The sequence below is a fragment of the Enterocloster citroniae genome (genome assembly GCF_040545455.1).
GTDB lineage: Bacteria > Bacillota > Clostridia > Lachnospirales > Lachnospiraceae > Enterocloster > Enterocloster citroniae.
The window spans coordinates 29781-43336 of the sequence record NZ_JBEPLZ010000033.1; the positions used below are offsets into that span (position 1 = coordinate 29781).

Annotated in this window: 14 protein-coding genes; all 14 read left to right on the plus strand. The window is 52.4% G+C overall.

The features are described 5' to 3' along the window. The gene (gene fmt / locus ABID13_RS25900) at nt 1-978 is read left to right on the plus strand and encodes a methionyl-tRNA formyltransferase (protein ID WP_048931228.1); all 978 of its coding nucleotides are present in this window, start codon (nt 1-3) and stop codon (nt 976-978) included. Between the two features lie 60 nt (nt 979-1038). Then, nucleotides 1039-1740: a zinc metallopeptidase gene (locus tag ABID13_RS25905; RefSeq protein WP_048931227.1), complete on the plus strand. Its 702-nt coding sequence runs from the start codon at nt 1039-1041 to the stop codon at nt 1738-1740. A 23-nt stretch (nt 1741-1763) separates the two neighbouring features. Beyond that, entirely contained in the window at nt 1764-3104 is a 1341-nt protein-coding gene (gene rsmB / locus ABID13_RS25910; RefSeq protein ID WP_048931226.1) for a 16S rRNA (cytosine(967)-C(5))-methyltransferase RsmB, read from the plus strand. A 17-nt stretch (nt 3105-3121) separates the two neighbouring features. Continuing rightward, the gene (gene rlmN / locus ABID13_RS25915) at nt 3122-4183 is read left to right on the plus strand and encodes a dual-specificity RNA methyltransferase RlmN (protein ID WP_048931225.1); all 1062 of its coding nucleotides are present in this window, start codon (nt 3122-3124) and stop codon (nt 4181-4183) included. 2 nt (nt 4184-4185) lie between these two features. Continuing rightward, the gene (locus ABID13_RS25920; protein WP_048931224.1) at nt 4186-4932 is read left to right on the plus strand and encodes a Stp1/IreP family PP2C-type Ser/Thr phosphatase; all 747 of its coding nucleotides are present in this window, start codon (nt 4186-4188) and stop codon (nt 4930-4932) included. After that, nucleotides 4926-7091 (plus strand): Stk1 family PASTA domain-containing Ser/Thr kinase, encoded by a 2166-nt coding sequence (gene pknB / locus ABID13_RS25925; protein WP_048931223.1) that lies wholly within the window; start codon nt 4926-4928, stop codon nt 7089-7091. Before ABID13_RS25920 ends, pknB begins: the two co-directional genes overlap by 7 nt. A gap of 9 nt (nt 7092-7100) precedes the next feature. Continuing rightward, nucleotides 7101-7979, plus strand: coding sequence for a ribosome small subunit-dependent GTPase A (gene rsgA / locus ABID13_RS25930; protein WP_007858158.1), 879 nt, complete (start codon nt 7101-7103; stop codon nt 7977-7979). A gap of 2 nt (nt 7980-7981) precedes the next feature. Further along, nucleotides 7982-8647, plus strand: a complete 666-nt coding sequence (rpe, locus tag ABID13_RS25935) for a ribulose-phosphate 3-epimerase (RefSeq protein WP_007858157.1) — start codon at nt 7982-7984, stop codon at nt 8645-8647. After that, nucleotides 8644-9294 (plus strand): thiamine diphosphokinase, encoded by a 651-nt coding sequence (locus tag ABID13_RS25940; protein WP_007858156.1) that lies wholly within the window; start codon nt 8644-8646, stop codon nt 9292-9294. Before rpe ends, ABID13_RS25940 begins: the two co-directional genes overlap by 4 nt. Nucleotides 9295-9447: 153 nt before the next feature. Continuing rightward, a complete protein-coding gene (locus ABID13_RS25945; protein WP_048931222.1) occupies nt 9448-10068 on the plus strand; it encodes an ECF transporter S component in 621 nt (206 codons plus the stop codon). Nucleotides 10069-10127: 59 nt separating this feature from the next. After that, the gene (locus tag ABID13_RS25950; protein WP_007858154.1) at nt 10128-10976 is read left to right on the plus strand and encodes a pyridoxamine kinase; all 849 of its coding nucleotides are present in this window, start codon (nt 10128-10130) and stop codon (nt 10974-10976) included. Nucleotides 10977-11178: 202 nt separating this feature from the next. Further along, nucleotides 11179-12468 (plus strand): serine--tRNA ligase, encoded by a 1290-nt coding sequence (gene serS, locus ABID13_RS25955; protein WP_007858153.1) that lies wholly within the window; start codon nt 11179-11181, stop codon nt 12466-12468. Between the two features lie 104 nt (nt 12469-12572). Further along, nucleotides 12573-12941: a VOC family protein gene (locus tag ABID13_RS25960; protein ID WP_007858152.1), complete on the plus strand. Its 369-nt coding sequence runs from the start codon at nt 12573-12575 to the stop codon at nt 12939-12941. A 60-nt stretch (nt 12942-13001) separates the two neighbouring features. Then, nucleotides 13002-13448 (plus strand): DUF5684 domain-containing protein, encoded by a 447-nt coding sequence (locus ABID13_RS25965; RefSeq protein ID WP_045092541.1) that lies wholly within the window; start codon nt 13002-13004, stop codon nt 13446-13448. Nucleotides 13449-13556: the final 108 nt, after the last annotated feature.

Below are 13556 nucleotides of genomic sequence, written 5' to 3' on the forward strand. Positions count from 1 at the left end.
ATGCGCATTGTTTTTATGGGAACACCTGACTTTTCCGTGCCCACCTTAAAGGCACTGGTAGAGGCAGGCCATGATGTGGCTGCAGTGGTGACCCAGCCCGACAAACCAAAGGGCAGGGGAAAAGAGATGCAGATGACGCCGGTGAAGATCCAGGCGCTGGAATATAAGATACCGGTGTACCAGCCGGTGAAGGTAAGGGATGAGTCCTTTGTAAAGGTTTTGCGGGAGATGGAGGCGGATGTCTTTGTGGTCATAGCCTTTGGCCAGATTCTTCCCAAATCCGTCCTGGACCTGCCGAGGCTTGGATGTGTGAATATCCATGCCTCCCTGCTTCCCAAGTACCGGGGAGCGGCGCCTATCCAGTGGTGTGTGATCGATGGGGAGAAGGAAACCGGCATAACCACCATGATGATGGATGTGGGGCTGGATACCGGCGATATGCTGGAGAAGGTGGTGATCCCCATTGACAGGGATGAGACAGGGGGAAGCCTCCATGATAAGCTGAGCCTGGCTGGCGGGGAACTGATCCTGTCCACCCTTAAGAAGATGGAGGAGGGAACCATAGTCCGTACCCCCCAGACGGAGGGGGGAACCTGTTACGCCAAAATGCTTACCAAATCCCTGGGAGATATTGACTGGGAGAAGAGCGCGGTGTCCATAGAGCGTCTGATCCGCGGACTGAATCCATGGCCCAGCGCATATACCATGTGGAATGGAAAAAACATTAAGATATGGTCCGCAGATGTACTTGGGAAAGACGAGGAAGAGGAGATTGCCCACAGCGTTCCATCCCTTGACAGTGCTCCCAGCGGTACGGTGGTATGTTCCGGCAAGCGGTCCCTGGTGGTTAAGACCGGCGAAGGCCTGCTGTCCATAAAGGAACTTCAGATGGAGGGAAAGAAGCGCATGGATGTGGATGCGTTCCTGCGGGGGTATCCTGTCCATGAAGGGGATATACTGACAAGGAAAACTGAGTAGCATGGAAGCATACTTGAATGCACAACTGATTGCACAATTGAAAGAGAGTGATGAATAACTATGTATTATCCATTTTTTTATGATTCAACCTATATCCTGGTTCTGATCGGCGTAGTCATATCCATGATAGCCTCCGCCAAGCTGAACTCCACCTATCAGAGGTATTCCTCCGTGCGCAGCATGTGCGGTCTTACAGGCGCCGAGGTGGCCCAGAAACTTTTGAACAACCAGGGTATCTATGATGTGACCGTGCGCCGTGTGGCGGGTAATCTTACGGACCACTACGACCCCAGGACAAAGACTGTGAACCTGTCGGATTCCGTGTACGGTTCCACCTCCATTGCAGCAATCGGCGTGGCGGCCCATGAGTGCGGCCATGCCATGCAGGATGCCAGTGACTATTCACCCTTAAGGATCAGGGCAGCCCTGGTGCCTGCCGCCAATCTGGGCTCCAGCCTGGCCTGGCCCCTGATCCTCATCGGCCTGCTGCTTGGGGGAGGCGGTTCCACCCTTGCCAGCATCGGTATCCTGTTGTTTTCACTGGCAGTGCTGTTCCAGCTGGTCACTTTGCCGGTGGAATATAATGCTTCACACAGGGCAGTGACCCTGCTGGATTCCACCGGGATCCTGTCCGGACAGGAAGTGGGGCAGACCAGGAGCGTGCTGAGCGCGGCGGCTCTCACCTATGTGGCGGCAGCTGCGGCATCCATTCTTCAGCTCCTGAGGCTTCTTATGATTTTTGGTAATCGAAGAAATGACTAATACCTGGAGGGGACATAAGAGGAATGGCTAAGATTTCGGACCGCGGACTTGAAAACAGGGAGATCGTACTGGATATACTGACAGAGGTTCTGGAAAGGGGGAGTTTTGTCCACCTTGTACTGAACCAGGCTTTGCAGAAGTACCAGTACCTGGACAAGCCGGACCGTGCCTTTATCACACGGGTCACCGAGGGCACTTTGGAATATCTTCTGCAGATCGACCATATCATTAACAGGTATTCAAAGACCAAGACAGAAAAGATGAAACCGCTGATCCGCAATCTTTTAAGGATGAGCGTGTACCAGATCCTGTATATGGACAGGGTGCCGGATTCCGCCGCCTGCAATGAGGCGGTGAAGCTGGCGGTAAAGCGGCATTTTTCAGGCCTGAAAGGCTTTGTCAACGGCGTGCTCAGGACTGTTTCCAGGGAAAAGGATTCCCTGGTGTTTGATACGCCGTCCCTGGCCTACAGCATCCCTCAGTGGATGTATGACATGTGGGAAAAGGAATATGGAAGGGAAAAGGCGGGGGCAATTGCCGCCTCTTTTCTTAGGGACGGACCCACCTGGGTGCGCTGCAATCTCAGCAGGGCGTCCAGGAAGGAGATCCTGGAATCCCTGGCATCCCAGGGGGTGGCTGTGACAGGACTTTCCTGGCTGGAATCCATGATATCCATATCAGGTTATGATTATCTGGAAAGCCTGGAAAGCTTTCGGAACGGATGGATCCAGGTTCAGGATGTGACCTCTGCCCTGGTAAGCGAACTTGCTGATCCGAAGGAGGGGGATTACATCATTGATGTGTGTGCTGCTCCGGGAGGAAAAAGCCTTCACCTGGCTGACAAGCTAAAGGGTACGGGCATGGTGGAGGCCAGGGATCTGAGCGAGCAGAAGGTGGCCATGATAGAGGAAAATATGGCCCGCTTTGGGGCCTCCAACATAAAGGCGGTGGTTTGGGATGCCCTGGTGACGGATGAAGATGCCAGGGGAAAGGCGGATATCGTTATCGCGGACCTTCCCTGCTCAGGCCTTGGGATCATTGGGAAAAAGCCTGACATCAAATACAACATGACCATGGAAAAGATGGCTGAACTGGCCTCCCTTCAGAGGGAGATCCTTGCCGCTTCATGGGAGTATGTGAAGCCGGGCGGAACCCTTGTGTACAGCACCTGCACCATTGACACAAAGGAGAACGAGGAGAATGCCAGATGGCTTTTAAGCCGCTTCCCGCTGGAGCCGGTGGATCTGACAAACCGGGTGGGGAATGCCTTTGACGAGCCATCGCTGAAGGAAGGAATGATCCAGTTTCTTCCGGGGATCCATCCCTTTGATGGATTTTTCATCAGCGTGTTCAGGCGAAAATAGAGAATCAGGAGTATGTTATGCTGGATTTAACGGATTTTAAAGGCCGGAAAGATATAAAGTCCATGACACTGGAAGAGGTGTCAGAGGAGATGGCAGCCCTGGGAGAGAAATCTTTCAGGGCAAAACAGATTTATGACTGGATCCATGTGAAGCTGGTGGAATCCTTTGAGGATATGAGCAGCTTATCCAAGGAACTGCGGCAGAAGCTGAAGGAGCATTACAGTCTGACAAACCTGCGTATTGTGGAAGAACGGGTATCACAGATCGATGGAACCAGGAAATATTTATTCGGTCTGGAGGACGGCAATATCATAGAGAGCGTCTGGATGCAGTACCATCACGGCAATTCCGTTTGCATTTCCTCCCAGGTGGGGTGCAGGATGGGATGCCGTTTCTGCGCCTCCACCCTGGATGGCCTGGAACGGAACCTGCGGGCATCGGAGATGCTTGACCAGATCTACAGGATACAGTCGGTCACGGGGCAGAGGGTTTCCAACGTGGTGGTGATGGGTTCTGGAGAACCCTTTGACAACTATGACAATGTGATCCGTTTTCTGCACCTGATCTCCCATGAAAAGGGCCTGAATATCAGCCAGAGGAACCTGACGTTGTCCACCTGCGGCATTGTACCGGGAATCAGGCGGTTTGCCGAGGAAGGACTGGGGGTCACACTGGCCCTGTCCCTTCACGCGCCCAATGATGAGGTCCGCCGGACGCTGATGCCCATTGCCAACAGCTACCAATTGAAGGATGTGCTGGAAGCATGCCGTTATTACCATGAGAAGACAGGACGAAGGCTTACCTTTGAGTACAGCCTGGTCCGGGGGGTCAATGACAACCTGGATGAAGCCAGGGCATTGGCAAGGCTGATCAGGGATCAGCACGGCCATGTGAACCTGATCCCCGTAAACCCCATCAAGGAGAGGGACTATGTCCAGTCAGGGCAGAAGGCCATTGCCGAGTTTAAAAATCTCCTTGAAAAAAGCGGGATAAATGTTACTATTAGAAGAGAAATGGGCCGGGATATAGGCGGAGCCTGCGGCCAGCTGCGAAAGAGCTATATGGAAGGAGAGGAGTAACCATGGAAGCATATGCATTAACGGACATAGGCCAGATAAGATCCATGAATCAGGATTATATCTATTCCTCGCCGGAGATGGTGGGCTCACTGCCTAATCTGTTTTTGGTGGCGGACGGAATGGGCGGTCATAAGGCCGGAGATTACGCTTCACGGTTTGCGGTGGAGAATCTGGTCATCTATATCAACAGGGCAGGGAAAGGCTCTCCCGTCATGCAGTTAAAGATGGGAATTGAGGAAGTGAACGAAAGGCTGTACGAGGAATCCCTGAAACGGGAAGAATTAAAGGGCATGGGCTGTACCCTGGTGGCCGGCGTGGTGGAGGACGGAACTCTTTACGTGGCCAATGTGGGGGACAGCCGCCTGTACCTGATCCAGGCAGGCGCCATACGGCAGGTGACCAGGGACCATTCTTATGTGGAAGAGATGGTGGCCATGGGCCAGATGCGCAGGGGCAGTGTGGATTACAACAGCCGCAAGAATATCATAACAAGAGCCATGGGAATCGGCAGGAGTGTGGAACCTGATTTCTTTGAGGTGGATCTGGAGGAAGGGGATTATATCCTTCTCTGTTCCGATGGTCTGAGCAATATGGTGGATGACGATACCATCTGCAGTATTGTTACCGGTCCGGGAAGCCTGAAGGAAAAGGCTTCACGCCTGATCAGGGAAGCAAACCGGCAGGGAGGAATTGACAATATCGCAGTGGTGCTTGTGAATCCCCTGGGAAGGGAGGCGGGCACATGTTAAATCCTGGTACATATCTTCAGAACCGTTATGAGATCCTGGAACGGATTGGTTCCGGCGGAATGTCTGTGGTGTATAAAGCCCAGTGCCATACCCTGAACCGTCCGGTGGCCATCAAGGTATTAAAAGAAGAATTTGCCTTTGACGATAATTTTGTCAGCAAGTTCAAGATGGAAGCACAGGCGGCCGCCCGACTGTCACACCCCAACATTGTCAGTGTCTATGATGTAGTGGATGAGGATGTGCTTCACTATATTGTTATGGAGCTGATCGAGGGGATCACCCTTAAGAATTATATAGAGAAAAAGGGGCACCTGGAGAGCAAGGAAGCGATTGGGATCGCCATCCAGGTAGGACAGGGGATCGCGGCAGCCCATGAACAGCATATCATCCACCGGGATATCAAACCCCAGAACATGATCATATCCAGGGACGGCAAGGTAAAAGTGGCTGATTTTGGAATTGCCAGGGCTGTTTCTACACAAACTATGAATGCCACGGCCGTGGGGTCTGTCCACTATATTTCACCGGAACAGGCCAGGGGAGGTTACTGTGATGAGCGCAGCGATATCTATTCCTTTGGCATTACCATGTATGAGATGGTTACAGGCAAGGTTCCCTTTGAGGGGGATAATACGGTTACAGTTGCACTGGCCCACCTGGAGGAGCCTGTAAGACGTCCCAGTGAGCTGGTACCTGATCTGTCCCATGCCCTGGAGCAGATCATTCTCAAGTGTACCCAGAAGCGCCCGGACCGCCGCTACTCTAATGTGCTGGATGTGATCGGGGACCTGAGAAAGGCGCTGATGAACCCGGACTGCGATATCTATGACCTGGAAGAGGGAGATGAGCTTGGAAAAACCAGATCCATTTCCAGGGAAGAACTGATCAACATGCAGGAGAGCCGGAAGGCGGGGCGGGAGAATGAACGGTCCGAGGAGGAGTTAAAGGATGATGTACCCAAACCTGTTTCCCGCGAAAAGGGCAAGCGCCGCGGGAACGGCCATCTGTCATCCAGAAAGAATCCTGAGAAGGATGTGAGCACTCAGTTTGAGCGCATAATCACGGGGATCGGCATAGTGGCCGCCATTTTGATCGTAGCAGTGGTGCTGTTTGTGTTCTCCCGGCTGACAGGATTGTTCCGGGCAGGCACCAGTGAAAAGCCTACGGTGACCGTGAGCACGGAGACGGCCACCGAAAGCGTGGAAGTGAATATAACCAACAATCAGACCTACGTCCCCTCTGTTCTGAAAATGACAGAGGAAAAGGCAAGGGAGGAACTGGAAAAAGCCGGTCTGAAGATGGAAGTGACGGGAACGGACTTTTCCGACAATGTTGCAGAGGGCCTTGTGATGTCCCAGGTGTTCGATAAAGACGTTGTCCTGGAAAAGGGAAGCGTGGTGGGCGTAACCCTGAGCAAGGGCAGTGACAAAGTGGATCTGGGCGAACTGAACCTTACGGTGCTGACCGCTGATAATGCCGCAAAGCTTCTGGAGGAAAAGGGGCTTACGGTGGAGATCAAGGAAGAGTTCAGCAACACGGCTGCAGCGGGCGCTGTTTTACGGTTCAGCCCGGAAACCGCGAAGGTGGGGGAGAGCGTGACCCTGTTTGTCAGCAAGGGAATACAGGTTGTACAGGGAATGGTTCCTGAATTAAGGGGACAGAACCAGACAGCCGCGGATGCCATGCTGGCAGCGGCAGGACTCCTTCCGGGGGATGTGACCCAGGAACACAGCGATACGGTGGCCGAGGGACTGATCATCAGCCAGGCAGTGGATGCCGGAACCATGCTGGAGCCGGGGGCTGCTGTGGATTATGTGGTAAGCGGTGAGCCGGATCTGTCACAGGCGGAATCGGACCAGTACTATGTGGCGTCCATTGACCAGACCTGCTCCCTGAGTAATTATATCGGTCCGGCATCCCAGACCAGCAGTGTCAGGGTCATGGTCCGGTTAAAACAGACCATGCCCAACGGGGAGGAGATCTATACACCCCTGATCAAAGAACGGCTGGTGGTAGGCGCCCAGACCATACCTGTGGTGATCCCAAGGATCAGAGGTGCTTACGGCGTGGACAGCGGTATTGTGGAAGTGGTAGATGCAGGAAGTGCGAATTTAACAGTAATAGCGTCCTATCCGGTTACATTTTTCCCGGTGGGATAAGAGGAGTGTATGACAGGTAAGATCATTAAGGGAATTGCAGGTTTTTACTATGTACACAATGGTAAGGACCGGATTTATGAGTGTAAGGCCAAGGGCGTGTTCCGCAATAGGAAGATCAAGCCCCTGGTAGGAGATAATGTGGAATTTTCCGTGCTGGACCAGGAGGCGGGGGAGGGCAATATTGACGTGATCCTTCCCCGGTCCAATGCGCTGGTGCGCCCGGCTGCGGCCAATGTGGACCAGGCGCTGGTGGTATTTGCCCTGACCCATCCCGCCCCCAACCTGAACCTGCTGGACCGTTTTTTGGTGATGATGGGGATCCAGGAAGTACCTGTGATCATATGTTTTAACAAGGTGGATCTGGGGGATGAGGACCTGGTGGAGACTTACAGGAAGATCTATGAAACGGCCGGATACCGGGTGGCTTTTATCAGCACCTATGAGGAGACCGGCCTGGAACAGGTGAGAAAAATCCTCAGAGGAAAAACCACGGTGCTGGCCGGGCCTTCTGGCGTGGGAAAATCCTCACTGACCAATTGTATCCAGCCGTGTGCGGCTATGGAGACAGGGGATATCAGCCAGAAGATCGAGAGGGGAAAGCATACCACCCGCCACTGCGAATTGTTCTATGTGGAGGAGGATACGTACATGATGGATACCCCTGGATTCAGCTCCATGTTCACGCCCGATCTGGAGGCCGGGGATCTGAAGGATTATTTCCCTGAGTTTTCAGGCTATGAGGATGGCTGTAAGTTTCTTGGCTGTGTCCATGTGGGCGAAAGGGTGTGCGGCGTAAAGGAAGCGCTGAAAGCAGGCGGCCTCAGCCAAAGCAGGTATGACAATTATCTCTTGATGTATGAAGAACTGAAGAATAAGAGGAGGTACTGATCATGTACTATAAATTAGCGCCATCGATTCTGGCGGCGGATTTTTGCAATCTTGGCCTGGAGGTGTCCACAGTGGCTCAGGCAGGAGCGGAATACATCCATCTGGATGTGATGGACGGGGCCTTTGTGCCCAGCATATCCTTTGGAATGCCTGTGCTCAAAAGCCTGCGCCCCTGTACAGAGGCGGTGTTTGACGTGCATATGATGGTGGAAGACCCGGGCAGATACGTGGCGGACATGAAGGCCTGCGGCGCGGATATTATCACGGTCCATGCAGAAGCCTGCACCCATCTTGACCGGGTGGTGAACCAGATCAGGGAGCAGGGGTGCAGGGCGGGAGTTGCCCTGAACCCGGCAACGCCCATCCATGTGCTGGACTGTGTCCTGGATCAGCTGGATATGGTACTGATCATGACCGTGAACCCGGGATTCGGGGGGCAGAAATTCATTCCCTACACGCTGGACAAGGTGCGTTCCCTTCGGGAAAGAATTAACCGTTTGGGGCTGAAGACCGACATCCAGGTGGACGGAGGAGTCAGCGCAGCCAATGTGAGGGGAATCATGGAAGCGGGAGCCAACGTATTCGTGGCAGGTTCCGCTGTGTTTGGCGGGGACGCTGCTGCAAAGACAAAAGAATTTATAGAGATATTTAAAGGATATGAGTCATGAAGCGATGTCTGATTGTCACCGGCGGCAAGCTGGATCTGTCTTTTGCCGGTTGTTTTTTAGAACAGGAAGTTTTTGATAAGGTCATAGCTGTGGATGCCGGGCTGGAGGCGGTGAAGGCGCTGGGCCTGGAACCGGATATGATCGTGGGGGATTTTGACACGGTAAAGCCTGAGATCCTGGAATACTACAGAAGCCGGGAGCACATCATCTGGGATACCCACCAGCCTGAGAAGGATGAGACCGATACGGAACTGGCCCTTCTCAAAGCCCAGGCCATTGGCTGTACCCAGATCGTGATCCTGGGAGCCACAGGCGGGCGTATGGATCACATGCTGGGGAACCTCCACCTTTTATACCCCTGTCTGCAAAAGGGAATCGAGGCATATATCCTGGACCGGCAGAACAGGATGTACCTCATTGACGGGGAACATACCTTCCGGAGCAGTGAACTGTGGGGGAAGTATATTTCCTTCCTGCCTTTGACGGAACAGGTAAACGGGATTACCCTTACCGGATTTAAGTATCCGCTTTATTTAAAGGATATTGAGATCGGGACCAGCCTGTGTATCAGCAATGAGCTGGAGGGGGAGGAAGGCGGTATCACATTTACAGACGGCGTTCTGATTGTGGTGGAATCCCACGACTGACCGGCTGGCGGCTTCCTGCGGTTCCGTGCGGTTCCGTCTGGCGACTGGCCTGGTTAAATTCAATAAAACTGGATATTTATAACACTCCACTTCGGTGATAAGATAGGGCAGGATCATGAAATAACCCCTTTGGGGTACAAGGAGTGAGAGAGTATGAAGACAAATCAGGTTACAACTGCCGGCTATGCGGGAGAGGAATCAAATCATTTATACAAAGTGGCCCTTACCGGGTTGTTTGCCGCATTATCCTATGTGGTGTTTACTTTTTTGCAGATCAAGATCACCCTTCCGGGAGGAGATGCCACATCCATCCACCTGGGAAACGCGGTCTGCGTATTGGGCGCCTTGATTATGGGCGGACTGTACGGCGGCCTGGGAGGCGCGATCGGGATGACCATTGGGGATCTGTTTGATCCGGTGTATGTGGTGTATGCGCCTAAGACATTTATCCTGAAGCTGTGTATCGGCCTGATCACCGGCCTGGTGGCGCACCGGATCGGAAAGATCAACGAGACCGGTGATAAGAAGCGGATCTTCCGTTTTGTTGTGGCAGCCTCTGTGTGCGGACTGTTGTTTAATGTGATATTTGACCCGCTGGTGGGGTATTATTATAAGCTGCTGATCTTGGGTAAGCCTGCGGCACAGCTCACACTGGCCTGGAACGTCACCGCATCCTCCATCAATGCGGTGACCTCCACCATTGCGGCGGCAGCCATATACATGCCACTGCGCAGCGTCCTCAAGCGGGCAGGCCTGTTTGAACGGCTCCGGTAGGACCTTTGTGCCTGCCAACGGACAGGAATGAAGCAGCTTCCATAAGACAGGAGAATAACATGAGTGAATACCGTCAAAAAAAAATAGCTATGATCAATGATTTATCGGGATATGGCCGCTGTTCACTGACAGTGGCTATTCCCATTATATCTGCCATGAAAGTGCAGTGCTGTCCCGTTCCCACCTCCATCCTTTCCAATCACACAGGGTTTCCTGTGTATTTTTTCGATGATTACACGGAGAAAATGCCATCCTATATAGAAAAATGGAAAGAACTGGATCTGTCCTTTGACGGGATCGTCAGCGGATTTCTGGGATCCGAAGCCCAGATCGCCATTGTAATGGATATGATCCGGAAGTTTGGAGGGGAGGAGACCAGGGTGATCATAGACCCCATCATGGGGGATCACGGTCAGACCTATGCCACCTTTACCCCATCCATGTGCAGACGGATGAAGGACCTTGTTTCCATGGGCGATATTGTAACCCCCAACCTGACCGAGGCATGTATCCTCACCGGAAGACCCTTTAGAAAAAAGGGATGGACCAGGGAGGAACTTAAGACCATGGCGGCGGACATCCAGGCCATGGGGCCGGAGTCCGTGGTCATAACCGGCGTGAACCAGGGCGGGTATCTTGTGAACGTGGTGGCGGAGGGAAGGCGTGAAGTCACATTTCCTAAAACCATCCGCGTAGGGCAGGAGCGCCCCGGCACAGGGGATGTGTTCTCCTCTGTGGTGGCCGCTGCCGCTGTCAGGGGATGGGATCTGGAAGAGGGGGTCCGCCTGGCCGCATCCTTTGTAAAAAAATGTATCAGGCGTTCCGAGGAACTGGACATCCCTGCGGCAAACGGCGTGTGTTTTGAGGAACTGCTGGATGTGCTGGTCCGGGCGGTCCACCAGGGATAAAGAAATAGAAGAGAGGCGCCGCGTGAAAACAGTATGCCCAAGGCAGTAAACTGTGGTACCGGCCGGAAAAACAGAAAAATAGGGCTTTTATTTCCTGGTAAAATGTTATATACTCTTTAACAGTACAGGAATACCTGTCCGGTGCGCATCAAAGTACCCTGTGGGACAGGTGATTACATCAAGGAAATCCAGGAGGAATACCATGTTAGATTTAAGGTTTGTAAGAGAAAACCCGGACATTGTCAGACAGAACATTAAGAATAAATTCCAGGACAGCAAGCTGCCTCTGGTGGACGAAGTGATCGCTCTGGATGCAGAGTTCCGCAGTGCCCAGAAGGAGGCGGATGACCTTCGCGCCAGCCGCAACAAGCTTTCCAAGGAGATCGGTAAACTTATGGGCCAGGGAAAGAAGGAGGAGGCCGAGGCTGTCAAGGCACAGGTAAGCGCCAACTCTGAGCGGCTGGCCGAATTGGAGACAAAAGAGGGGGAACTGTCTGAGCAGATTTTAAAGATCATGATGACGATCCCCAATATCATAGATCCCAGCGTTCCCATTGGCAAGGATGACAGTGAGAACGTGGAGGTGGAGCGTTTTGGCGAGCCTGTGGTTCCGGATTTTGAGATCCCTTACCATACGGAGATCATGGAGCGCTTTAACGGAATCGATCTGGACGCTGCAAGAAGGGTGGCCGGTAATGGGTTCTATTATCTCATGGGTGACATTGCAAGGCTGCACTCCTCTGTGATCTCCTATGCCAGGGATTTCATGATCAACCGCGGCTTTACCTACTGTGTGCCTCCTTTCATGATCCGCAGCAATGTTGTCACAGGCGTGATGAGTTTTGCGGAGATGGATGCCATGATGTACAAGATAGAGGGAGAGGACCTGTATCTGATCGGCACCAGTGAACATTCCATGATCGGTAAATTTATTGACACCATCACCCCCGAGGAGCAGCTGCCTCAGACACTGACCAGCTATTCCCCGTGTTTCCGCAAGGAGAAGGGCGCCCACGGCATTGAGGAGAGGGGTGTTTACAGGATCCACCAGTTTGAGAAGCAGGAGATGATCGTTGTGTGCAAGCCTGAGGAAAGCCCCATGTGGTATGACAGGCTGTGGCAGAATACTGTGGATCTGTTCCGCTCCCTGGATATTCCGGTGCGTACATTGGAATGCTGCTCCGGTGATCTGGCCGATCTGAAGGTCAAGTCCGTGGATGTGGAGGCATGGTCCCCAAGACAGAAGAAGTACTTTGAGGTGGGAAGCTGTTCTAATCTGGGAGATGCCCAGGCCCGCCGCTTAAAGATCCGTGTCCAGGGCGAGGATGGAAGCAAATATCTGGCCCACACCCTGAATAATACCGTGGTTGCCCCTCCGCGTATGCTCATTGCTTTTTTGGAGAACAACCTGCAGGCTGACGGCAGCGTGAAGATTCCGGAAGTACTTCGTCCATATATGGGCGGAATGGAAGTCATGGTTCCTGTGAAGTAAGGTCTTGAAACCTGCATCAATTTTAAAAAGACTGGTTTGCATGTTGTTATGCAGGCCAGTTCCTTTTATAATAGATCTATAATAAAAGAGAAGGAGAGTGCGGTATGATTACATTTAACCATTTTAACTTTAATGTTCTGGATCTGGAAAAAAGCCTTGCATTTTATAAAGAGGCCCTGGGACTTGAGCCGGTGAGGGAAAAGAATGCGGATGATGGTTCCTTTAAACTGGTGTATCTGGGGGATGGGGTAACGGGATTTAACCTGGAGCTGACCTGGTTAAGGGATAGGAAAGAGCCTTATAACCTGGGAGAATGCGAGTTCCATCTGGCGTTTCACGTAGACGAATTTGATGAGATCCACAAGCATCATGAAGAGATGGGCTGTATCTGCTATGAGAACCCGGGCATGGGCATTTATTTTATCGCGGATCCGGATGGCTACTGGGTGGAGATCGTCCCTGCAAAGAGATAATATGGTACATGAAGACGTGTCGGATCCCGTGTCCCAAACACGCTCCCGGAGGAAATTCAAATGGAAGAATTGGCAATGCTGCTTTTGAGCCTGAAGATGGTTAAGTATGCCGTGGCCACGGTCGTGGTTTTACTCTGTATCCTTGCGTACTGGATGATATTTAAAAAGGCAGGGGAAGCCGGCTGGAAGGCATTGATCCCTGTTTACAGCACCTATATAGAATATAAGCTGACATGGAGCGGGAAGATGTTCGGCCTGCTGGCGGTATTTGCCGTCATAGCAGTGGCTTTTCAGCATGTAGGAGGACTGGGGATCATAGTCTTTTTGGCTGCAAGCGTAGGCATGGTCGTCATGCGGGTCATTGCCTGTATCAAACTGTCGGTTTCCTTTGGGCACGGCGCCTGGTTTGGTGTGGGGCTGGTATTCCTTAACTTCATCTTTCTCCTTGTGCTTGCCTTTGACGGTTCAGAGTATATCGGACCAGAGGGAAGAAGAACGGTGATTTAGCTGCTTCAGACAATAGAAGGGGGTATCGGTTAATACCGACTTTTAACCCCTAACATGATAGGAAGAGACAATCCCAGAGAATTCGGGCCTTTTCTAAGGCAAAATTCT